This window comes from Alicyclobacillus vulcanalis (assembly GCF_900156755.1).
Lineage (GTDB): Bacteria > Bacillota > Bacilli > Alicyclobacillales > Alicyclobacillaceae > Alicyclobacillus > Alicyclobacillus vulcanalis.
In genome coordinates this window covers 1-22,267 of record NZ_FTOO01000001.1, presented here as the reverse complement: position 1 = coordinate 22,267, position 22,267 = coordinate 1, and the positions used below count along the sequence as shown (strand labels likewise).

The window sequence follows — 22,267 nt, the reverse complement described above, 5'->3', positions numbered from 1 at the left end:
CCCATCTCCGACGGTCCCATCGCAGACGGGGGCAGCCTCAAGCGCGACATGCGCTTCGAGGGTCGCCCCCGTCTTCGCGGATAGCCCCCGCTCTTTTCGCAAGCCCGCCACACACGCCCACACGAAAGGGCTGCCCTCCACCCGTGTGGCACACGAGCGAAAGGACAGCCCTTGTCTTCCCACGGCGTTCAGGTCCGCGCGCCGCTCGCTTTCCGGCGATGCCGCCATCGCCAGAGCCATTCGGCCGTGACACCGACCCCGGCCAGCCAGAGAACCAGAAACAGAATCTGCCCAATGATGGGGATACTCGAAAACGCCACAATGAAGCTCACGCCGGCGAGCGCCGCCTTCCACACATCCCTGACGCGATCGCGCCCTGCAATCATGCGCCCGAGCCAGACCGACACGACGGAAAGCCCGACGATGGCGCCGACCGCGTAGAGCGCGAGACACACGACCGCCACGGGAATGCCGACGAGGGTGGCCGCGAGAAGGCCAGACAGCGCGAGCACGGCGAGGGTCACAAACACCCCGCTCAATCCGGCGCGCCGCGCCGACTTCTCCAGTTCGGCGAGCGGCACCTCGATGCTCTCCCGCAGTGCCGCGGCAATGACGGTCAAGATCGCCGTGAGGACGATGCCCGCGGCGAGCATCCCCATCCACATGAGCAACGCGCCAAGCCCGGCGACGATGGCACCGCTCCAAAACGGGTTGCCGAGCGTCGCGTGCAGGAGCTTGTGCACCGTCGCGCCGGGCAAGGTGCGGACCTCGCCGCCGAGATCGATCACGGTATCCACCCGCGCGCTCGGCAGGAGATCCACGTTGCCATTGACGACAAGGACGTGATCGGCCGTGCCGCCGATCGTCAGGTCGTGACCGACGACGATGATGTCCCCAACGGACTGGCCGGGCAAGACGTCGGTGGCGCCGGTGCGAATGAGTCCCTGGTTCGACACGGCAGACGCCTGTGCGACAGCGGGAGCCGCCAGGGAAAGCGCGACCAAGGCGGCGATCACGGCCACGGAGATCCTCACGCGCCTCATCGCCACACGACCCCGCTTCTCGTCCAATGGAGGGCCCGGCGCAGACAGGTGAGGGAAACGACGAGGATGACGAGACTCAGCACGCCCAGCACCACCAGCCACTCGGCGTGGACGGACCATGGCAGCACAAACAGCGCGCGCACCACCGCGAGCGCAAAGTGGAGCACAATGGCCGCGGCCGATGCGACGGGCAGGCTGAAGGCGGCAAGGACGAGCGCCACGCCGACCGCCAGGCTCGCGAAATAGACGTACGCGAGCCGCCGCGATTGCACCTCTTGGCGCGACAGGCCGAGGGCAGCCAACACGCGCATCGGCATGTCGGCGGGCGCCGCGAGCATGTGCGCCAACGATGCGAGGGCGCGCTCATCTTGGTGCATGGCTTCGACCAGGCGGCTGCAGTGCGTGCACGCGGCAAGATGTGCCTCCACGCGGGCCTTTTCGTCCTGCGCGAGCTCGCCATCCAGGTACGCGGTCAACATGGGCTCCACGACTTCACAGGATTGCATCAGCTATCACCCCTCTCGCCGCCGAGATACATGCGCAGCTGCATGCGCGCGTGGTGCAGACGAGATCGCACCGTGCCGATGGGAATGTCGAGCACTTCGGCGATCTCGTCGTACTCAAGCCCGTGAAACGCCCGCAACACAATCACGGTGCGGTGCTCAGGGCTGAGCTTGGCCAGTGCGCGCTCGAGATCGATCCGCAGAGAGGCGGCGTCCTCTCCGCCGGCGACGGAGCCGTGGATCTCCTCGGTGGGATCCTGCGCGCGGCGCGCCTTCGCCTGGACCATGTCGAGCGAGATGCGAACCGCGATGCGCGCGAGCCACGTCGGGAACGTGCGGTCCTCGCGAAGACGTCCGAGCGACCGAAATGCGCGAATGAACGCTTCTTGTGTCGCATCTTCAGCGTCCGCGGCGTTCTGCAGGATGCCATAAGCGGTTCGATATACAAAGGACTGATAATTGCGCACGATGGTTTCAATCGCCTGCGGATCGCCGTGCCGCGCTCGGCGTATCAGTTCGAGGTCCGCTTGCTCCAAACGGGCATCACCTCCGTCGGCGAGCGTCCGTTCGCCTCCTTCATGGCGCGCCACGGACAAACCAGAGCGATCCGCACGATAGACCGCCTGCGCGGGCGTCAAGTTCACGGACCGAACCGAGATTCACCGCGAAGCCTCTCGCCTCCATTGTAACCGGTGATGCGGCGTACAAGAAGCTGGAAAGCAAAAATCGGCCGCTCCGCGTAGCGGAACAGCCGACGTTGGCACCCATGTGCCCTTTGCTTCGCGCGAATTAGGGATTGCCGCCCGGGCAGCCGGGATCGACCGTCACATTCTTGGTCTCCGGTTGCACGACGTAGCGCGGCACGTTGACGACGAACTGGCGGTTCACCCGCACCACCGGTTGGATGACAGGAACCTCCCGGCACACGTAGCAATCGTGGTACTCGTAGATCGGCGGACAAACAATCGGCGGGCATGGCTTCATCATGACACATCCTCCCTTTCGACCCTGAGTATTCGCGGGATACTACAGGATACTGGGCCGCCGACCTTCTCGGCGCGGCGCGTGTCCCGGGTCGGGCGGATGGGTGGAAAGTTCATTTGCGCATGCCCGAGGCGCGACCCGAGGGGCCGATGCGCATGGGCGGAACGCTGATGGCAAGCCTGTTAAGAGACACCCGGCACGTCCACGGCGTGATCGGCCGTGTCGCGCGGATACCAGCGGACGCCGATGGAGGGATGCTGTCCATCGGATGGATGGTGCACGACCATCGCCGCGGCGATGGGCTGGTCCCCCAGTTCGAGGACGGTTTTACGCGGGTTGTCGGTGTAAAACGTGATGCCCCGGATTTCGTCGAGCGTCGGGGTGTGCCGCCCAAAGACGGGATCGTCGATGGCGCGGATATGGATGTAGGTGCGGCCAAAGGCGTGCGTCACGTCGTAGCGCAGGTGGTCCCGCGCAACATTGTAGTGAAGCAGGCGGCTGGTGCGCGTGACGAGCAGCGCGCCGCTTTGTTCGTGGCGGGCAAGCCGCTTGAGGGCCGCGACAGCGTCTTGAGGCAGGACGCCGGGATACGGCGTGCCACACAGGTGTTGAGCGACGACGGCGAAGCCGCCCATGGCCTCCAGCCGATGCAAGTGGGCCTCCGAGAGCTGTTCTCCGAGCCCGTACGGCGTCCAATTCCAGACGACGGCGCCCTGCGGTGTGTAACGTTCGTTGGTGTACCGCCAAAATCCCCACACGCGCCGGCCGTCGGACAGGCGCAAGGGAAAGACGACGGAGGCTCGGGCAAAGACGTTGCTCGAGATGTCCGGCCACACAAACCGCACGCCATACGGAATCGTCAAGTCTGTGTGGTAGTAGGGCGATCCCGGCAGGTCTCCCTGCTGATACGCGTAGAACCGCCCGCGCCCCCGCGCGCCGAAGTTGTCGACGTTCGACTGGTTGCCGTGATCCGTCCACACGTCCACCCGGTCGCCATGGGCCTTCAGTGCCGCGACGGCTTTCACGGCGAGATCGCGCCGAAAGCGGGTGGTGTGCTGGTTGACCTGGCTGAAATCCCCGTACGTGTGAATCGTATCGATCCATCCGTCGCGAATGTACGCGTGAATGGCCTCGGCGCCGTAGGGCGTCTGGCTCGTGCCGCGAAAGTACGACAGCTCACGCTGGAGCGGCACGTTGCCCACCTCGTCGACGATGTGTCGCTGGTCGTTCGCCGTGTACACGAAAAACGAGTCCGCATAGTCGAGGCCGAGTCCTTGGCCGAGCGGCGTGGGCTCCGTCGTATTGATGAAGCGGTGAACGAGGTTGAACTTGCGAAGCGTCTGGCTGTCTGCGTCCGAAGACAGGGCCAGCATCGCCCGATATGGGTACGGAAACCGGCGAAGTCCATAGACCGTCGGCGCCGCAGACGGTGACGACCAGGCGACCGGAGCGGCACTTGCGCTGGCGCGAAGCCGCGGCCGGTCGCCCGCGCGAACGGCGGCCGGAGCCAAGGAAGCCGCCGCGGCGCCCATTCCGATGCCCGTGATTGCAAGCAGGCGCATCCACCTGGTCAACATGCAATCACCTCCTCTCCCTCGTGTTCCCGGAGGGAGAGGCGGCTATGTGACGCCGGGGACGCAGGTTGCAGGAACTTATGGAGGATTCAGCCACACCATGCAGGTGGCGTCACGTCATCTCGGCGTCCTCTGCTTCGGAATAGGCGCGATCCGCCCCGTCCGCCTCGGCGGCAAACAAGCCCATGCCAAAGTGACAGTTTGCGCCAAGGGCGATGGGACCATAGACCGGTTCAGAAAACTCGAGGCGCCAGAAGGACCCCCACCTGCCCGGAATGTTCTGGCGCTTGCCGTAACGCAGCCTGCGGAACTTGTGGGCGGGCACCAACTGCCCCGCCACATGCGCCGCGGAAAGCGGCGTGATCGCCACGGGCTCGGGGAGACCGCGAAGCCGCAACTCCTTGCGAATCTGCTCGACGGGCCCGAACTTCGCGCCGCCCTGCTTGGCGTGCCACGGGTGCAAGTACGGCGTGATGGAGACGAAGATACGCGCGGGCCCGACGAGGATGTCCTCGGGCATCGGCGACGCGCCTGCATCGCGCGCGGGCACGCTCCACAGGTCTTCCAGCGCGACGCGCCACCTCCGCTTTTGCCCCGGCCACCAGTCCGGGGTGACGAGCGTGCGAATGCGCGCCAGCGCGGCGATCACGCCCTCAGGAAACGGCTCCTGCGCGTAGATGAGCACGTGATCCAAGAGGCCGTCTTGATCCGTGTCCTCGGGCAAAACGAAGACGTGTTGGTGACCGCGCCGACTCACCGCGCCGGGCACGTTCGGCTCGTGCCCCGTGATGATGAGCGGCGCGGGCTCCTGCCGGTCATCGTACCGGCTCAAAATGGACTGGTGAAAGACCTCCGAGATGTCGAGCGCATCCGTGATGCGCGGCCTGGATGGCGGCGATATCACGTAACGGGCGGCGTTGATGCGGTCTCTTGACGCGAACAGGCGGTACGGACGGCGGGATTTGCGCGATGCGCGCGAATGCTCGACGCGGACGGCGTACGCCACGCCGTGCACCGCGCGCGAAGCCCACGCGCCCCCCTCGTCGATGAGCGCCTGAAGCAGATTGGCGCCACCGGCATCGGAAAGGGCATCGTCGCCCCGCGTGTCCGCCCAGACGTGCGAAGGCAAGGGACATCTCCAAATCACGCGCTCGCCGCGGCCCTGAAGCGGTGTGCCGGACTCCACGGCGCCTGTCCCCATCGCGGTCATCGGCACTGCGTCCACGCGAGTTGGCGCTTCGTGCACCACCTCGCAGCTCAACCAATCGGACGCCGACCATGCGCCGGGCAGTTCGGCGGCAAGTTGCATCAGACAGCGGAGCTCATCCGGGCGAAGGGATACGTGGGGCCAGCATACGTGCATGACGCTCGGCCGGTTCAGCACGAGAAGGGCACCGGAGCCTTCGGCGCCCGCCGAAGGAAACAACTGGGCAGCCGGCAGCGTGTAATGGGGCGGCTCGAGCGATAGCGCTTCCAGCATTGCTGGCAGGGCGCCGCTCGCATCTTCGACATGAAGCCGCGAGCGGACGGCGGTGGCGGCCAACGCGCGCAACAGCCGCCACGGCGAAGGAGGCCATTCAATCTCGGAATCCACAGGTGCATGGAAAGGCACAGGATGCGCGCCTGGGGCGAAACGGAACGCGATGCCGATCACGGTGCCACTTCCCTCTCTGCTGGAATTCGCGCATGGGGATGGCGCGGAACGCCCTCTGAACAGGGCGGCGACTTCCATTCCTTTCCCAATTCTCAGAAACCTTCATGGGGTTTGGCGCTTGGCGTATGCACTGGAACGACACCCTCAAGCGTGCCATTGGACGGCGAAGGCCACAGCCTGTGGCGCTCATGGGAATGGACAGTCCAACGCCCCCATCGTAGTCTTCCTGGGATTGGGCGTCAAGGTCTTCAACTCGCCACCTTGGGACATTTTCAGCTCTTTCAAGCCAACCGCTCTCATGCGCCAGGCCCACGACGCCAGCGCATCCGGGCGTCTGCCTGGTTCTTGGACGGCCTTTTAAGATTTGATATTCTATTTCACATGCGAATCGTAAGCCACACAGTTGGCGAAGGAGGGCACCATGTCTTTCTCCGAAGTCCATCCATTTGACGACGCAACGCGGCTTGTCTTCGACGGAGAGCGATTTCACGGAGAGGTCAAGCCCGAGTACTACAACATGGTGGGCCCCTTTGGCGGGATCACCGCGGCCACCATGCTTCGAGCCGCCGAGCTTCATCCCCGCCGACTCGGCGAGCCCCTTGCGCTCACGGTGAACTTTGCGGCGCCTGCGCGGGTGGCCCCATTTGAGATTGACGCCGTTCCCGTGCGGACGAACCGCTCCACGCAACACTTCACCCTGTCCATGATCCAGGACGGCGAGATCGTCACCACCGCCACGGCCGTCTTCGGTGTCCGCCGCGAATCGTGGTCGCATACGGAGGCGCAAATGCCCGTTGTACCGCCGCCCGGTGCCGTGCCGCGCTTTCAGGCCCCCACGCCCCTCCCGTGGATGCAGTGGTACCACGTCCGCCTCATTCGCGGTTCCGCGTTTGACGACGTCGAGGACGCCACCACGTACCAGTGGATGCGGGACGAGCCGCTGCGCCCGCTCGATCACGCCGCGCTTGCCGCGCTCTGCGACACGTTCGTGCCTCGCGTCTATGTCAAGTTGAAACGGCCCGTCCCCATCGGAACGGTCACCTTCTCGGTGTACTTTCTCGCCGATCCGAACACCATCGCCCGCCTGGGCACAAACGAGCTGCTCGGCGTCGCGCGCGCCACCCGCTTTCACCAGGGGTACTTCGACCAAATCGGCGAAGTCTGGTCGCAGGACGGCGTCCTTTTGGCGACAACCACGCAGCTCGTGTACATGAAGGCGCCCGTCAGCGGCTCTTCATGAGCAGCTCGATGGCCTCCTGGATCACGTGCTCCGCGGAGCCCTTGCCAGCCAGCTCCTCGCGGATGCACTGTTCCATATTCTCGCCGACGACGTACATGATGACGCGATCGACCGCCGTGCGGATGGCCGTGAGCTGATTCACGACCTCCTTGCAGCTCTTGCCCTGCTCCATCATGCCGATCACGCCGCGCACCTGCCCCTCGATGCGCTTCAGGCGATTCTTCATCTGATCGTTGTATTCCATGCGAATCCCACCTTGTCAGCGCCGATTGGATGGGCGGCTTCGCCAGCCGCCCTCAGTGGATCAGGATACTGATGTTATCGTACAACATGTAAAGTGCAACAAGCACGAGGATAGTACCAAAGATCGTCTGCAGGAGCGATTTGCGCGCCTGCAGCTTCGAGGACACGATGGCACCCAAGAACCCCCCTGCGATCCCGCCGAGCACGTACAAGAAAAACACATTCCAAGCGACGAGCCCCGAAACCGCATAGGAGATGGCCGTCGTCACGCCGAAAAGGCCGACGGACACGAGTGAGCTGCCGATGGCGTCGATCATCTCCATGCCCGTCGCAAACATGAGTCCAGGCACAATCAGAAATCCTCCGCCGATGCCAAAGAACCCGGACAACAGCCCCGTTCCGCCGCCGGTCCCGAGCACCCGCCCCCAGCGAAGTGTTCCCTGCGGGACCTGAGACGGCGGCGCGCCGCGGCCCCGCCTCGCCTGCAGGAGCGTGCGAACGGCAATGGCGAGAATCAGCAGGGCGAACAAGAACAAGAGCGCTTTTCCGTCGAACATCTTGCCAAAAATCGATCCGACCACCGCTCCGATGGCGCCTGGGATGGCGAAGAAAATGGCGGGCTTCCATCGCACGTGGCCGTGCCGCCAGTGCGGGATCAGGTTGATCCACGCGTTCACCGCCACCGCAAGCGCAGTCGTGCCGATGACGATGTGGGCGTTGTGAATGCCCACGACGTACAGGAGCAGGGGGACTGCGAGAATGGAGCCTCCGCCGCCGATGAGGCCCAGCGTGAACCCGACGACCCCGCCGCATGCGATGGCAAGCACAATCTGAAGGCCACTCAGCGCGACCATCGAGCTTCCCCCTTAAAGCGAAGTTTTCCGCCCAGATCAAATACCTATACCAGCAAGGGTATTGATCCGGGCATCAAAAAAGGTACGAGCGGTGTTCAATCAGCCGTGCACCGCGCAGCGGTTAGGCCCAATCTCCATCTCGCTCGCCTCGTCCGCGTTCGGCGCCAGCTTCCCCATATTCGTCATCCGGATTTGTTGGTACGCATTCGGCTGCGGCGGCAGGTTTTCGGTCACCGTCGCCAGGAACGCGTCCTCGTCCTCGATCCGCAGACCAGGGTTCTTCGCATACAACTCCGCCAACCGAGCGCACACGCATCCCGCCTCGTTCACCTCTGAGGACCACGCGTAGTGCGCAGGCAGCACCAACAGGTCATCCGGAAGCTTGCGATACGTCTCGTACAGCGTCCGGCGCAAGTCCGGCGCAAATTCCTTAGCGCGCCCCGCCAGGTCCGGGCGGCCGATGGATCCCACAAACAGGATGTCTCCGCTCAACAGGTACCGGCCGTCCACCACGAGCGACGTGCTCCCCGGCGTGTGGCCCGGCGAATGCAGCGCGCGAATCGCAATGCGGCTCTCGCCAATCCGGATCTCGTCGCCATCGCGAAGTGGCTCGTACGCAAAGGTCACTTCGGTGGCATCGTCCGGTGGCAGGTAGTACGTCGCGCCCGCCGCCTCCGCCAACGCGCGTCCGCCCGAGATGTGATCCGCGTGCAGGTGTGTGTCGATCACGGCCCGCACCTTGGCGCCCTGCTCCCGCGCGAAGTTCAGATAGACGTCGGTAAACCGGGCCGGATCGATCACGGCCATCTCTCCGTTCGAAACGACGGCGTACGACAGGCATCCCTTACCGACGCGCAAGAACTGATACAACGCGCCCCCGGCCACGTCGCCGACTTTCACTGGATGCAAGTACTCGCTCCATGCCCGCATGCCCCCTTGGAGATAGGCCACACGGTTCAGGCCTGCTTTCACGAGCTCTTCGGCGACAAACTTGGACGAGCCTTCCTTCGCGCACACGACCAGAATGTCGCGATCCTTCGGCAATTGGGGCACAAGTTCCTCCACGCCGTCCAACAAATCGAAGTACGGCACGTTCAGCGCTTCAATGCCCTCGCCTTCAATGCGCCATTTCGCAAACGCGTCCTCGTTGCGCACGTCGAGGAGAAAGAACGGTTCGCGCCGCTCGATGCGCTGATACACCTCGGCGGGCGTCCAGGCACAAAGGGTCAGTTCCATCACTCTTCCACCTCCGATTGCTCGGTCGGCCCGTTCCACTCGGACATGCCGGGAACGACGTTTTTCACCCGCGTGAAGCCGTGATCGGCGAGAATCTGGCAAGCCATATCGCTTCGGTTGCCCGTGCGGCACACGACGTAGACATCCTTGTCCGCGTACGTCTTGAGCTCTTCGATTCGAGACTCAAGCGTGCCCAGCGGCACGAGCACGGCGCCAGGAATGTGGCCAAACGCGTACTCCATGGGTTCGCGCACATCGATCACGACCGCGTCGCCCTTCGCCAAGCGCTCGGCCAGTTCATCATTTGAAGCGACGTGCGGATACTTCTTCTCGGGCTTTGCTTCTTCCGGCGCCGCCTTGCGGATGTAATGGCGAAAGACGCCGTCCTTTTCCACCGTCCCGAGGTACTGATGGCCCGTGCGCGTCGCCCAGCTGCGGATGTCGGCCACAGAACCCGGATCGGTCGCGAGGACCTCGAGCACCTGACCGGGCTCCATCTCGTCGATGGCCTTTTTCGTGCGCACCATCGGCATCGGGCATGAGAGTCCTTTGCAGTCGATGAGCTTGTCGACCTGATGCGCCTGCGTCTGTCCAGTGGAATTCATGCGTTGCTCAACCTCCTAGCAGTGTCGGATCTCTATGATGACGCTCGCCCTCACGGGCTTGGCGGCCGATTCGAAAACCAGCGACGCCCGGATATCGATGGCACCCGCGCCACAGCGCGGGCACCACTCGGATCCGAGATCGAGAAACTGAGTGTGCGCCGCACGTCCACTCAGAACGTGACCGTCACGTCCGCATCGTATGCGAAGTCGAGGAAGTTGACGGCTCCGGCGAACTCGACGCCGTCGATGAAGTCCTCCGGCTTGAGCCCCATGACATCGACCGTCATCTGACAAGCGATCAAGCGCACGCCGCTCTCCTTGGCCATCTGCAGCATATCCTGGATGGAAGGGACGTTGTGCTTCTTGAAGTTTTCCGCGAACGGCTCATTTTCGGGCTTGAACTTGAGCAATTGCGCCGACTGCTTGTGGATGATGTTCAGACCTTCAAAGGTGAAGAAGATGGAGACCTCGGCGTCCGTGGCGACGCCCGCCATGGCAATGTTCAGCACCTTGTAGGCCGTTTCGAGGCCGCCGTTCGATGCGATGATCGCGACTTTCTTCGACATGTTGTTCCTCCTTGAACTGAATCCATGGTGTTCAACATCATGAAGGGACTGGCGCGCGGCGCGTCACGCCGTCGGGCCGCGCCAACCCAGCATGCCGCCCATCAGGTTCCATACCTGCGTGTAACCCTGGGACAAGAGGAATTGGCAGGCGCGTTCACTGCGCGCTCCGCTCCGGCAGACCATCACGGTCTCGCGGTTTGGGTCAATTTCGCGGTAGCGCTCCGGCAACTGCCCAAGCGGAATGTTTTTCGCACCCGGGATCATGCCCGAGGCGACCTCCTGCGGCTCGCGTACGTCAATAATCTGCAGCGATTCTCCGCGCTTCAGACGTTCCTCCAAATCTTGAGAAAGCATGCCTCGCACTTGGCTCATGCCTGTCACCCCCTCGTCCTATCGTACGCTTCCTTTTCGACTGCATCCAGTTTCCTCGGCGCCCGAGCGCCATTGGTCTTGTACGGTACGGGGTATAGTATACGGCCCGAGCTGCGCGTTTGTCAACATACCCCCTTAGGTATATTTCCGCGTCCGTCCGCATAGCTTGTATCATCCACAGGACAAGAAGAGGGTGACGCGCGTGGGTTGGGAAATGTTTTTAGCCCTTCTGGCCATCGGCTTCACGGGCTCCGTACTCGCAGGCATGGTCGGCGTGGGCGGCGCGATCGTCAAGTATCCGCTGCTCCTCTACCTTCCGCCGCTCCTGGGCCTTGGCGCTTTTACAGCACACCAGGTGGCGGGCATCAGCTCGGTTCAGGTGCTTTGCGCATCGCTGGCGGCCGTCTGGGCCTATCGAAAGTCGGGATATCTCCACCGGCAGCTCATCCTCGACATGGGCGTCGCCATGCTCGCAGGGAGCTTCGCCGGGGCGTACATGGCTCACTTCTACTCGGAGCGCGTGGTGAACCTCGTGTATGCGATGCTCGCGACGGCGGCCACCGTCCTCATGCTTCGGCCGACGGCCACCGACGAACTGCGCGGCGACGTCGCGGAAGTGACCTATTCCCGCCCCGTCGCCATCGCGCTCGGCGCACTCGTAGGCCTCTTCTCGGGCGTCGTGGGATCCGCAGGCGCGTTCCTGCTGATGCCCATTCTCCTGAGTATTCTCCGGATTCCGACGCGCGTGGCCATCGCGTCGTCCATCGCGATCACGTTTGTGGCGTCGCTCGGTGGCTTTGTCGGCAAGTGGGCGGCGCACGAGGTGATGTGGGGACCTGCGCTCGTCTTGGCATGGGCGAGCGCCGTCGGCGCGCCTCTCGGCGCCAAAATTGGGCGGCGTATCGATGCGCGCTGGTTGCGCTGGCTCTTGGCCGCGCTCATTGCAGCGACGTGCGTGCGGATTTGGGTGACGGTCTTGGGCGGATGAAGCTGCGGGCGGACCTCTTCGACGAGATCGAGGGCAAGCGATGGGCGGCCAGGTCGCAGCGTGTGGAGGAATCCGACCTGCGGATCGAGCCCTGTGGCCAAGAGCGCGCTCTCCGCATCGCGGGTGAACAGCGCGTAAAGGAAGGAAAGGACAACGTTGACCGGATCGCGCGGCGGACGGCGGTTTCGACCCTCGAAATCGAGCAATTCGCGTATCCCTGGCGCCAACAGGGACCGCAGGGCACCAAAATAGCGGCGGGCACTCGTGCCTTCAATTCCGCGAATTTCGTCCGCCTGTTGCGCGTGGGGCAGTCGGCGCAGGTATCGGGCGAGATCGTCGCAAACCGCGCGAACCCGCTGGCGGTCTTCGCCTTCGGCGAGATCGCGCGAAGCCTTGAGAAGGATCTTTCGCTGATTATAGACTTTCCCAGCGACGATGGCGCGCATGATTTGCACAGTGGTCTCAGGCGATCGCGACGCTTCGTGTTGCGCCGTACGAAGAAGCACGTTGCCGGACAGCGGTCCCTCCAGGCGGTAGAGAAAGCGGCCGCTTCGCGTCATTCGCACGACGGACCGTCCCTCAGCCGCGCAGCGCTCAAGCAGGGGACTGGTAAAGGACACGCGCCCGATCCCGACGATGGACTCAATCATATGAAAGGGAACGCGCAGCACCTTTTCATCGTCGACAGTCACGAGCACCGTGTCTTGCTGAATGCGCACGATGGCGCCATCGCGCTGCACAAACAAGGTCTTTAGCATGACGGGCGGCATGACTCCTCACCTTCGACGTCGATCGCGACGAGGCGCCAAAACGCTGTGTGGAGCGGCTGCTTTGACCACGTGGGAAGACAGGCTGGCTGCAGCGAACACCGTTCGCACCTGCGATCCGCGACGGGCGGTGGCACGTCCTGTGCCATGAACATGGCACGAACGCGTTCGATGAGCCGCTGGGTCTCATCGCGCAGAGTTTGTTCGATGGATACGCGCGATCGGCGATGGCTGTGGATGTGGAAAATGGCGCCCTCTGGGACGGGAGTTTCGAACATGTCTTCAAGGCATAGGGCTTGAGCGCATAACTGAATCTCCTGAGAACGGCTGCGCCGCGATTTCCCGTGTTTGAATTCGATGGGATAGGGCGTTGAGCCGTGAAACTCGACAGCATCACAGCGGCCGACGATCCCGAGTCGTTCGGACCAGACGCGCATCCCTGTGACGACCTTGTGGCCGCGGGAGGAAAGCACGTGATCCATGGGTATGGTGCAGTCGACCATTCATGGTGAGGTCGTTTTCGAGAAACGTCTGCTCCACGTGAATGAGTGCACACTGGCGGGGACAATAGGCGTAATGTTGCAGAGCCGAAATGGGCACGAGCCAATCGTCATCCATGCGAAACACCCCCATGTGATACAAGAACTGTCAACCGTCGAGATCGCGCCATCGCCGTCGGGAAAACCTCGCACCTCTTCGAACGCGCAGCTGAGGCGATGAAGTGAAGCGAAGAGCGTGGATAGATTTAGCGTGAACCAAATGAAGAAAAAGTATACTTGAGAGAACCATCGAGGTGTGTAGGCGCGGGCGGCGACGAACACGAGACACTTGTGCAGCCGAGACGCCCTGGTACACGCAACGCACATGACAGCACTCGAGGCGTGTTTGCGGATGCGAGGCGCTCAGTGCGCACGCGACGTGCTTTCGCTTTGTGCACCCTAGGAGCGCCCAAGGTGCTGTTCTATGGGCCGAGGCACCTCGTGTCGGACCCGCAGCGCCGCGGCGGGCACGGCGTGGGGCTGGTGGATTTCCAGTGCCCGGGAATCAGCTGCAGGCCGAACGGATCGGGATGCGCGGCGGGCACGGCGTAGAGTTGGTGGAACGCCAGTTCCTGAGGATGGCCACAGGCCGAGCGGGTGGTGAAACGCGACAGGCATGGCGCCAGGCTGAAAGGATCATGTGCGCGAATGGGACGCTAGGAGGTGGTGGGTGCGAGTGATCGGCATGGAAAGAGGCGGGCAATTCGTGTGTATCCGATTATCACAGATGACAACTCACATAGAAGGCGCGTTGTTGTGCGGTTCCGGCCTCGCGGGAGGTAGCAGCCAGGTATTTGGTCATGTCACCGCGCGAACCTCCATCGCCGTCTTCAGCCCGGGGGGTTCGCGCATCGCGAAAATTCCGCGCCAGATCTGGACTTTTTCCGGTTCGGGAGGTATCCTATGGACGTGAAAGATGCTGCACAAGGGCGCTACAGAATGAGGTTCGCGTTTTTCGCCTGGCTTCCCGCGTCACGACTGGCCTGAGAAGGTTGCCGTGATTCCGCCGAGATCGTCGGCGGCCCTATTGAAGCTTCTGGGTCCTCTGGGTAGGACTCCAGGACATCCAGTGATTCCGCCGAGATCGTCGGCGGCCCTATTGAAGCCCCAAATACTCAACCCGGTATATCTTCTCAAAGGAATTAAGTGATTCCGCCGAGATCGTCGGCGGCCCTATTGAAGCACCGATGCCCGAAAAGACCGAACCGTAGTCGATCGAGCGTGATTCCGCCGAGATCGTCGGCGGCCCTATTGAAGCAGTTCATCAAGCAAAGAAGGTTTATACTTCCCGGTAGTGATTCCGCCGAGATCGTCGGCGGCCCTATTGAAGCGGGACCACCACGCTGCGCGCGTGATGAGCCCTAGCAGCGTGATTCCGCCGAGATCGTCGGCGGCCCTATTGAAGCCAACAAGGTGTTTGCACTATCTTCAAATGCGGTGATGTGATTCCGCCGAGATCGTCGGCTGCCCTATTGAAGCTACCGGCGCGGGGTCGTGCCCTGGTTCGTGTTCCGCCGAGATCGTCGGCGGCCCTATTGAAGCGTCAGCCTGTCGGAGGCCTGCGCCTGCCACGCTTCGGTGATTCCGCCGGGATCGTCGGCGGCCCTATTGAAGCCCGGCTGGGGGGCGGACCAGCCTAGCAGGGGGCGCCGTGATTCCGCCGAGATCGTCGGCGGCCCTATTGAAGCCCCACGCCGCCCTTCACACTGGTGACGCAGATCACTGTGACTCCGCCGAGAGCGGCGGCCCTATTCGACCCGCAAACCCATGTCCCGCGCGCTGTGCGTCTTCCGGCCGGTCCCGGCCGATCCCGCCCGAATCCCCGGCACCCCACTTCGGCGCCCATGTCGATGACGTCCCCTGCGCCAGCTCACCACGTCCCCCGCAACGCCGATGACGACCGCCAACAAAGTTGCACAACCCTAGCCTCTCGGCCTCCTCGGCCCCCGCGTGAGCGCAAAAAGGCCGCCCATCACCGGGCGGCCATATAACAGCCATATAACACCCTTCCATGCGCCCCTGAGACGCTTTAGCGATACACGTCTCCCCCGCCGGCGCGAAAGGCTTCTGCTTTCTCCCGCATGCCCTCCTCAATGGCTTCTTCGAGCGCCAAACCGTGTGCTTCCGCATAGGCGCTCAGGTCCTGCGTGATCCGCATGCTGCAGAACTTCGGACCGCACATGGAGCAGAAGTGCGCCGTCTTGGCGGGCTCGGCGGGTAGCGTCTCGTCGTGATAGCTCTCCGCGCGGACGGGATCGAGCGCGAGATGGAATTGGTCGCGCCAACGAAACTCGAACCGCGCCTTCGACAGCGCATCGTCCCACTGCTGTGCGCGCGGATGCCCTTTTGCCACATCCGCAGCGTGGGCGGCGATTTTATACGCGATCACGCCCTCCTTCACGTCGTCCCGGTTCGGCAGGCCCAGGTGCTCTTTCGGTGTGACGTAGCACAGCATCGCGGTGCCGTGCCACGCGATCATCGCGGCGCCAATGGCGGACGTGAGGTGATCGTAGCCCGGCGCAATGTCCGTCACGATGGGGCCGAGTGTGTAGAAGGGCGCGTCGTGGCATACCTCGCGCTCGCGCACGACATTTTCCTCAATAAGATGCATCGGGATGTGCCCGGGTCCTTCGATCATCACCTGAACGTCGTGCGCCCAGGCGCGCTGGGTCAGTTCGCCGAGCGTCTCCAACTCGGCGAATTGCGCCTCGTCATTTGCGTCTGCGATCGATCCCGGCCGCAGGCCGTCGCCCAACGAGATCGAGACGTCGTAGGCAGCGAGGATCTCGCAAATCTCGTCGAAGTGCGTGTAGAGAAAGTTTTCGCGGTGATGCGCAAGGCACCACGCAGCCATGATGGAACCGCCGCGCGACACGATCCCTGTGACGCGGTTGACCGTCAGGGGAATGTAGCGAAGGAGGACGCCGGCGTGAATGGTGAAATAGTCGACGCCCTGCTCTGCCTGTTCGATGAGCGTGTCGCGGTACACCTCCCACGACAGGTCGGGAATGCTCCCGCCCACCTTCTCAAGCGCCTGATAAATCGGCACGGTGCCGATAGGAACCGGCGAGTTTCGCACAATCCACTCGCGCGTCTCATGAATGTTCTTTCCGGTCGACAAGTCCATCACGGTATCCGCGCCCCAGAGAATGGCCCAGCGCATCTTCTCGACCTCTTCCTCCAGCGAGGACGACACGATGGAGTTGCCGATGTTGGCGTTGACCTTGACGTGAAACTTACGGCCGATGATCATCGGTTCGAGCTCTGGGTGGTTGATGTTCGCGGGGATGATGGCGCGGCCGCGGGCCACCTCTTGGCGGACAAACTCCGGATCCATGCCCTCGCGCAGCGCGACAAACTCCATCTCTGGCGTCACGATGCCGCGCTTGGCGTAGTGCATCTGCGTGACGATCCGCCCGGGCTTCGCGCGCCGCGCGGTACGCTGAAATGGAATGAGGCTTTCGTCCACATCGTGCGGCCGAACGGGTTCCTTCCATTCGGAATCCCCGCGCTCCTCGATCCACGGCGCACGCAGGGGTGGCAAGCCCCGCCGCACGTCGATGTGCACGTTTGGATCCGTGTAGGGGCCACTCGTATCGTACACTCGAAGAGGGGCGTTGGGAACGCGCCCTTTGGGCGTGGAGGTGTCGTCCAGTTGGACCTCGCGCATGGGAACGCGCAGATCTGGCCTCGATCCGAGGACATACACCTTCTGGCTCGCAGGAAAATACGGGGCAAAACCTTGACTCATCTCGCAAACCCTCCTTGGACGGGAGGGGCGGATTGGGGCGCCTCATTGGCCTGACCTGTGAAGTGGACGAGATCGCGCCGCAAGAGCCGATTGCAAACCTCTGCCGAAGCATTCACACCCTTCGGCACATTCATGGCTTGCCAACCACTCGTGGCGTGTACGTCTGCACAGATGAACACGTTCCTACGCTGGCATTACCCAGATCAGGTTCAACGGTCGGCAGCTCCTCAGCCACCCTCTCAGCCCGGTCACACCGAGCTCCCGCGTGTGCAGATTTCAAGGTCAATCATAAGACGTCTATTCCAGCGGGGCAAGATGTATGCCAAACCGCGGCGCGCTGCAAACATCGTGGGTCAAGCGGTGGCCAAACTCAAGGGCCGCGCGAATGTCGCCCGGCCCTTGTCATTCTGCATTTGATTAAGAAGCCTTCGCTTCGACCTTCCGCGTATCGGCGCCCTCGCGCCTCGGCGAAATCAGCAGATAAATGATGCCCGTCACAATCGGCGCTGCGTAGGCCGAGACGTCCGCACCGCCGAACCAGGCATTGGTGAGCGGGCTCTGCCAGAGTGCGCTGTTCACCGACAGGAACGTCGCAACGGCCCCCAGCACAAAGGCGATGATCGCGCGCCAGTTGAAGCCCCCGTTGTACCAGTAGACCGATGCCGGCGAGGTCTCGACGAGATCGGTCGCGGCGTACCGGCCGCGCACCACGAAGTGATGGACGATGTAGATGGCCGCCCAAGGCCCCATGACGGTGATCATCAGGTCGAGAAAGTTCTCGAAGAAGTCGACGAAGTTATTGGAGAAAAACAGCGCGTAAAAGCCGATGGCTGTGCAGATGGCGCCGTCGAGCGCAACGGCGAAGTGTCGCTTCAGCCGAATGCCCATGGACAGGAAGCTCATGCCGGAGCTGTAGGCATTGAGGTAGTTCGCGCAAATGTCGCCGAACACGACGACAATCAGGAACGGGATGGCCGCCCACTCTGGAATCGCCTTGGCGATGGCCATCACGGGATTTTGCGAGAAGGCCTTCGAGCTGATGACCGTGCCGAGCACGACGCCAAGCCCCATCATGATGAAGTTGGCCAGACCGCCGCCCAAAAAGGTGGCCCAGACCATGCGACTGGTCTTCGTGTCTTTCGGCAAATAGCGAGAGTAATCCGCCGCAAAGTTGGCCCACCCGTAAAACGTGCTCGCCAGCCCGACGGAAAGGGCGAGCAAAAACGTCGGGAACACGCCGTGTGCCGCAAGCGCGCTCGCAGGTGGATTGAAGCCCCACTTGACGTGCGGCAAAACGGCGAAGAGCACGAGCACGGTGCAGGCCGCGAGAATGACCGCGAGCACGCGTTGAATGACGACGAGCGTCGCGTGGCCCAAAATCGGGACCAGGTACGTCAAAAACAGCGTGAGGACGAGCGCGATGAGCGTCGGTCCGACGCCTGTCGACGGGAGTCCGACGTACTGCGCAAGGCTCAACATCGCCCAGACGGTGAGCACCATGGTCACGCTCTCCCAGCCGACAGCGGTGAACCAGCTGAAGAACGCCGGAATTTTTCCGCCGTGGACCCCGAATGCGGCGCGAGAAATGGTCAGGGTGACGGTTCCCGCGCGCGGCCCGGTGGCCACATACAACCCGAGCGCCGCAAACGAAAGCGAGCAGAGGAGGACGATGACAAGGCTCTCCCACACATTCAACCCAAACACGCCCGTGAACAACTGCCCGGTCACCACACCGGTGAACGTCAACACGGCGGCAAACCAAACGTAAAACAACTCGCGTGGCATTCCATGCCGATGATGTTCAGCGATAATGCCGTTTCCCTCGGTTTCCAGCCGAAACGCCTCGTCGACCTGCGACGTTTGACGAAAATCGTCCGCGGTGGCCATGAGCCGAACTCCCCCTCTTTGAGCAATCCAAACAACAAAAGACCTCGGGCGACCGAACCCGTCGGTTCGTCTCGCCATGAGGCCGTTGACGGAGAGATGGTCACACGCCCCCGCCCGCGCGCCGCTTGAAGCGACGCACGCTGCGTTTGGCGCAGCACCGCTCTATGACAACGGCCTCGTAGCGCAAGCGATTCTCGGTCGCTTGGTAGAGACTGCCGAGCCGTATTCCCGGCATTATACGAGGCCTTTTTGTTCACACGCCTAGTGTACCGAGCAGCGATGCGCGAAGCAATGGAAGTTATCTCACACGGGCGCCGAAACGGTCACGTTTATGCACTTGTTACAAATTCGACACGAGCCTCTCGTGCGGGCGGTCTTTCGACGTGATCGTCAGATAGCTCACGAGCACCACGATGCACAGCGCCGTGGAGAGCGCGACTGCGCCCCGTCCCAAGCCCAGACCTCCGTAAGCTTTCTCGACGCCCAGCCAATCTGCGAACGATGCGCCGAGCGGCCTCGTCATGACATAGGAAAACCAAAACGCGAAAATCTCATTCATGGCGCCCCAGCGCTTGAGGACAAACGGCGCCCCGAACAACACGACAAACAAGATGCCCGATGCGAAGTAGCCGAGGTGGAGCGTGGTGGCGGTCATGTCGCCGCAGGCGGTGCCCATGGCAAAGGTGGCCAGGACGGCCGCCCAGTAGAACAACTCGCGCCGTTTCGTCACGATGCTGTGAATGTCGAGCGTGTGCTCCACGCGGTACCACGAGATGAACACAGCCGCGAGCAAGATCGCAAACGCCGTCGTCGACGCCCAGTAGGGCACACCGAGCACGATGTGAATGGCGTCGGCGACCATCGTGCCAAACACGGCGACCATGGTGACGAACGTCCAATAGATGTAGGGCACATACCGTTTAGCGCGATACTGGATGACAAAGGAAACCAAAAAGACGACCGCGGTGACGAGGACCGCCAGGTATTTGTTGAAGTGCAGGACCAAAAAGTCGGAGGTCGCTTCCCCCATCGCCGTCGTGAACAGCTTTACAATCCAAAACCATACGGTGATCTCCGGCACTTTGCTGACCAAAGGGCGTACGCGCCTCGTGCTCACGCGCGCCGTCGACATGCCGATCCCTCCATTGCAGACCGAAATGGGCGTACAGACCGAAGGGCGCCGTTTGACGTCCCAAGGTCATGGACGCCTTCTGCGCACGAGGGGTTCATCGGGACGTCGGCGTGAAGAGCGCGAGCACCTCGGGTGCGTAGCCGCGCCTGGCGCCGACACAGCTGATGGCGCGCCGCACCTGAAGCGGCTGGCACGTGGCCCTCTGGTACTCGCGGACCGTGAACGGCGTGAGGTGGTTGGAGACAAGCACGGGGATGCCGCGCTCCGCGAGCTCCTCCGCGATGCGGGCGAGATCGCGCTGTTCCGCCTCGCCAAAGCCGAGCGCCGCATACTGGCGGAAGTTGGCCGTCTTGGACAGCGGGACGTAGGGCGGATCGCAATACACGACGTCGCCTGGCTCCGCCATGCGCATGACCTCGCGAAAGTCGAGACAGAGGAACTCGGCGCGCCGCGCCTTTTCGTAAAAATACCTCATCTCCCGCTCGGGAAAATAGGGCCGCTTGTACCGGCCAAAGGGAACGTTGAACCGCCCGTCCGCGTTGTAGCGGCACAGGCCGTTATACCCGTGTCGATTCAGGTAGACAAAGAGCGCCGCGCGCCTCACCGGTTCACACGTGGCGTTGAACTCGTCCCGCAGCGCGTAATACGCCTCGGCCGTGTTGTTCTCCGGAATAAACAGTCGCCGGCATTCCGCGATAAACGCCTCGCCGTGCAGGGTCAGCGTACGGTACAGGGCGATCACGTCCGCATTGATATCCGACAGCACATAGGCGTCGTAATTCGTGTTCAAGAAGACAGCGCCCGAGCCGACAAACGGCTCGATGAGCCGCTTCCCCTGAGGCAGCGAACCCTGAATGTACGGCAGAAGCCTGTACTTCCCTCCTGCCCACTTCAGAAAGGGTTTCATCGGCGCCGCCTCCTCTTGCAGCCGCGCGACGCGGCTTTTCTCCTCCTCATTCTAAACAGAGTCGGATCCGCCGTCTACCGCAAGAGGAAGCGGGGTGCGTGTCAAGTTGTCGTAGGGGACCTCACTGCGCCAAGCCGTCACGCAATGGTGTGCGGAAGCCGCGCCAGCTCACGAAGCACGTACTTCACCCATGGCCGGCTCGCATGCGGCCCGGCCAGTGCAGGCATATGAGCTTCCAGCCACGACGCCGCTGCCTCGACTTTGCGCGTCATCTCCGCGTCCGTCACGACCGCCTCTTGGGCCATCCCTCGCGTTGCAAGATGTGGCTCCCTCTTCTCACTTGCCTTCATCACAGGTTCCCCGTTGGCGCGTGCCGCCATCAGTCGCACAAGCGCGTCCGCACCTCGCTCGCTCCATCGCGCTCCATGCCGCTTCATGCGCCGCGCCACGTGGTGAAACACTTGTCCCTCGATCGCACCCAGGCTTACCGCTGCGTCACTGCTCACGATCCCGTCCCAATGGTTCTTCAGGTACCCTTTCAACTGCTCGATCTGTTTCTTCTTCGTCCCTTGACTCCGTTTCGCCGCGGCCGTCAGCAGCGCTTCCACCCGCGGCCCATCTTCTGCGCTCAAGGCCTCCCACACCTTCCGGTAGACCTTCGTCTCTCGCCCTAGCGCCCTCACCAGGGCCTGCCGCAGATGAAACGGGTCCAGTCGATGTCTCGCCCCCGGCAGCATACACATTCCTTGCTTCGCCCATGCCGCGCCATCCGTCCCCAGCCAGCAGCGCCTCACGCTGCTCCAGTCCCATACGCGCCCAAATTCCGTCACTGCTTGCTCCCAGAAGCTTTCGCCTTCCTCCGTGCCAGCCACCACGTGCCGCCCCACCAGCGCCCTCCGCCTGTTAGACCCTTGCGCTTCCTTGCCTTCATACGCCACGGCCAACTTCACTTCCAGGTGAGCCTTGTCCTCGCCGCCTCTGCGCCTCCTCCGCACATACACGCCATCCGCTTCCACGTGCAAGGTCTCCACCGCCCGCTTGCCGGGCGTCGGTATGCCTTGCCCAAATACCTCCTCGCGTGCCCGTTCTGCCTTCGCACGCTCCTCCTCGCCCAGCCGCTGCACCTCTTCCCAAATCGCCATCGCGCTCACTTCCGGCACCCACGCTTGCAACAGGCTCGCCGCCCGACGGTACGACATCTCCATGGCCAATGCAATCGCTTGCGACCGTAGCTGAGGAGATAGCCGCCGATGGGGCTCCAACCCCAGCGCGTCGTCCAAGAGAAACCGGCGCTCGCCCGTCTGCTTATCCCGGTAGTACCGCCGCAAAATCGTGATCTCGCCTACAGTGGTGACCAACGTGCGAGGCTTCCGGTGGATGAGCGCCCATCGCGTCTTGTCTCGCTCCTCCTGCAGCTTCCGG

The 22,267-nt window shown here is 62.9% G+C and carries 21 protein-coding genes, 1 pseudogene, 1 CRISPR repeat array and 2 riboswitches; of the genes and pseudogenes, 3 read left to right on the top strand and 19 right to left on the bottom strand.

The features are described 5' to 3' along the window. Nucleotides 1-188: 188 nt before the first annotated feature. The 6 genes from BW934_RS00105 to csb2 form a co-directional block, all read right to left on the bottom strand. A complete protein-coding gene (locus BW934_RS00105) occupies nucleotides 189-1,043 on the bottom strand; it encodes a DUF8173 domain-containing protein (protein ID WP_076344623.1) in 855 nt (284 codons plus the stop codon). Then, complete coding sequence (locus BW934_RS00100) at nucleotides 1,040-1,549, bottom strand: anti-sigma factor family protein (protein WP_076343887.1); 510 nt, start codon at nucleotides 1,547-1,549, stop codon at nucleotides 1,040-1,042. The genes BW934_RS00105 and BW934_RS00100 overlap by 4 nt, the downstream gene beginning before the upstream one ends. Beyond that, nucleotides 1,549-2,082, bottom strand: a complete 534-nt coding sequence (locus BW934_RS00095; RefSeq protein ID WP_076344621.1) for an RNA polymerase sigma factor — start codon at nucleotides 2,080-2,082, stop codon at nucleotides 1,549-1,551. The genes BW934_RS00100 and BW934_RS00095 overlap by 1 nt, the downstream gene beginning before the upstream one ends. Nucleotides 2,083-2,335: 253 nt before the next feature. Next, nucleotides 2,336-2,533 (bottom strand): hypothetical protein, encoded by a 198-nt coding sequence (locus tag BW934_RS00090; RefSeq protein WP_076343885.1) that lies wholly within the window; start codon nucleotides 2,531-2,533, stop codon nucleotides 2,336-2,338. Between the two features lie 179 nt (nucleotides 2,534-2,712). Continuing rightward, entirely contained in the window at nucleotides 2,713-4,107 is a 1,395-nt protein-coding gene (locus BW934_RS00085) for a hypothetical protein (RefSeq protein ID WP_076343883.1), read from the bottom strand. A gap of 109 nt (nucleotides 4,108-4,216) precedes the next feature. Then, the gene (gene csb2, locus BW934_RS00080) at nucleotides 4,217-5,758 is read right to left on the bottom strand and encodes a type I-G CRISPR-associated protein Csb2 (protein ID WP_076343881.1); all 1,542 of its coding nucleotides are present in this window, start codon (nucleotides 5,756-5,758) and stop codon (nucleotides 4,217-4,219) included. A 421-nt stretch (nucleotides 5,759-6,179) separates the two neighbouring features. Between csb2 and BW934_RS00075 the strand changes: the two genes are divergently transcribed. Beyond that, on the top strand, nucleotides 6,180-6,998 hold the full coding sequence (locus BW934_RS00075) for an acyl-CoA thioesterase (RefSeq protein ID WP_076343879.1): 819 nt from the start codon (nucleotides 6,180-6,182) through the stop codon (nucleotides 6,996-6,998). On the opposite strand, the gene BW934_RS00070 is transcribed toward BW934_RS00075, so the two are convergent. From BW934_RS00070 to BW934_RS00045, 6 genes are all read right to left on the bottom strand, one after another. Further along, complete coding sequence (locus tag BW934_RS00070; protein ID WP_008339346.1) at nucleotides 6,982-7,242, bottom strand: metal-sensitive transcriptional regulator; 261 nt, start codon at nucleotides 7,240-7,242, stop codon at nucleotides 6,982-6,984. The genes BW934_RS00075 and BW934_RS00070 overlap by 17 nt on opposite strands. Before the next feature lie 52 nt (nucleotides 7,243-7,294). Then, entirely contained in the window at nucleotides 7,295-8,095 is an 801-nt protein-coding gene (locus BW934_RS00065) for a sulfite exporter TauE/SafE family protein (RefSeq protein WP_076343877.1), read from the bottom strand. Between the two features lie 99 nt (nucleotides 8,096-8,194). Next, a complete protein-coding gene (locus BW934_RS00060) occupies nucleotides 8,195-9,331 on the bottom strand; it encodes an MBL fold metallo-hydrolase (protein WP_200805698.1) in 1,137 nt (378 codons plus the stop codon). Further along, nucleotides 9,331-9,936, bottom strand: a complete 606-nt coding sequence (locus BW934_RS00055) for a sulfurtransferase TusA family protein (protein WP_076343875.1) — start codon at nucleotides 9,934-9,936, stop codon at nucleotides 9,331-9,333. Before BW934_RS00055 ends, BW934_RS00060 begins: the two co-directional genes overlap by 1 nt. Before the next feature lie 170 nt (nucleotides 9,937-10,106). Further along, on the bottom strand, nucleotides 10,107-10,502 hold the full coding sequence (locus BW934_RS00050; RefSeq protein ID WP_076343873.1) for a DsrE/DsrF/DrsH-like family protein: 396 nt from the start codon (nucleotides 10,500-10,502) through the stop codon (nucleotides 10,107-10,109). A 63-nt stretch (nucleotides 10,503-10,565) separates the two neighbouring features. After that, a complete protein-coding gene (locus BW934_RS00045; RefSeq protein ID WP_076343871.1) occupies nucleotides 10,566-10,874 on the bottom strand; it encodes a rhodanese-like domain-containing protein in 309 nt (102 codons plus the stop codon). A gap of 202 nt (nucleotides 10,875-11,076) precedes the next feature. On the opposite strand from BW934_RS00045, the gene BW934_RS15135 reads away from it, so the two are divergent. Further along, on the top strand, nucleotides 11,077-11,862 hold the full coding sequence (locus BW934_RS15135; protein ID WP_234969418.1) for a sulfite exporter TauE/SafE family protein: 786 nt from the start codon (nucleotides 11,077-11,079) through the stop codon (nucleotides 11,860-11,862). 26 nt (nucleotides 11,863-11,888) lie between these two features. On the opposite strand, the pseudogene cas1 reads toward BW934_RS15135, so the two are convergent. Both cas1 and cas4 read right to left on the bottom strand, forming a co-directional pair. After that, nucleotides 11,889-12,620, bottom strand: a pseudogene (gene cas1 / locus BW934_RS15130) (CRISPR-associated endonuclease Cas1); the annotation flags it as partial. Beyond that, on the bottom strand, nucleotides 12,614-13,066 hold the full coding sequence (gene cas4, locus BW934_RS00030; protein WP_268756980.1) for a CRISPR-associated protein Cas4: 453 nt from the start codon (nucleotides 13,064-13,066) through the stop codon (nucleotides 12,614-12,616). The gene cas4 and the pseudogene cas1, both read right to left, overlap by 7 nt. Nucleotides 13,067-13,582: 516 nt before the next feature. Here cas4 and BW934_RS14940 point away from each other — a divergent pair. Then, complete coding sequence (locus BW934_RS14940; RefSeq protein ID WP_159437289.1) at nucleotides 13,583-13,720, top strand: hypothetical protein; 138 nt, start codon at nucleotides 13,583-13,585, stop codon at nucleotides 13,718-13,720. Between the two features lie 445 nt (nucleotides 13,721-14,165). Further along, nucleotides 14,166-14,856: a CRISPR direct-repeat array (repeat unit 37 nt; unit sequence GTGATTCCGCCGAGATCGTCGGCGGCCCTATTGAAGC). Between the two features lie 341 nt (nucleotides 14,857-15,197). Here the strand turns inward: BW934_RS14940 and thiC are convergent. The 5 genes from thiC to BW934_RS00005 form a co-directional block, all read right to left on the bottom strand. After that, nucleotides 15,198-16,919, bottom strand: a complete 1,722-nt coding sequence (thiC, locus tag BW934_RS00025; protein WP_076343869.1) for a phosphomethylpyrimidine synthase ThiC — start codon at nucleotides 16,917-16,919, stop codon at nucleotides 15,198-15,200. Nucleotides 16,920-17,082: 163 nt separating this feature from the next. Continuing rightward, a riboswitch (TPP riboswitch) is annotated at nucleotides 17,083-17,193 on the bottom strand. 143 nt (nucleotides 17,194-17,336) lie between these two features. Beyond that, nucleotides 17,337-18,806, bottom strand: coding sequence for a purine-cytosine permease family protein (locus BW934_RS00020; RefSeq protein ID WP_076343867.1), 1,470 nt, complete (start codon nucleotides 18,804-18,806; stop codon nucleotides 17,337-17,339). Between the two features lie 159 nt (nucleotides 18,807-18,965). Next, nucleotides 18,966-19,068, bottom strand: a riboswitch (purine riboswitch). Nucleotides 19,069-19,146: 78 nt separating this feature from the next. Beyond that, on the bottom strand, nucleotides 19,147-19,938 hold the full coding sequence (locus BW934_RS00015; RefSeq protein ID WP_076343865.1) for a COG4705 family protein: 792 nt from the start codon (nucleotides 19,936-19,938) through the stop codon (nucleotides 19,147-19,149). Between the two features lie 94 nt (nucleotides 19,939-20,032). Then, on the bottom strand, nucleotides 20,033-20,845 hold the full coding sequence (locus BW934_RS00010) for a Dam family site-specific DNA-(adenine-N6)-methyltransferase (RefSeq protein WP_076343862.1): 813 nt from the start codon (nucleotides 20,843-20,845) through the stop codon (nucleotides 20,033-20,035). A 137-nt stretch (nucleotides 20,846-20,982) separates the two neighbouring features. Then, on the bottom strand, nucleotides 20,983-22,267 hold a 1,285-nt coding region (locus tag BW934_RS00005; protein ID WP_084182358.1), incomplete at its 5' end, for an ISLre2 family transposase.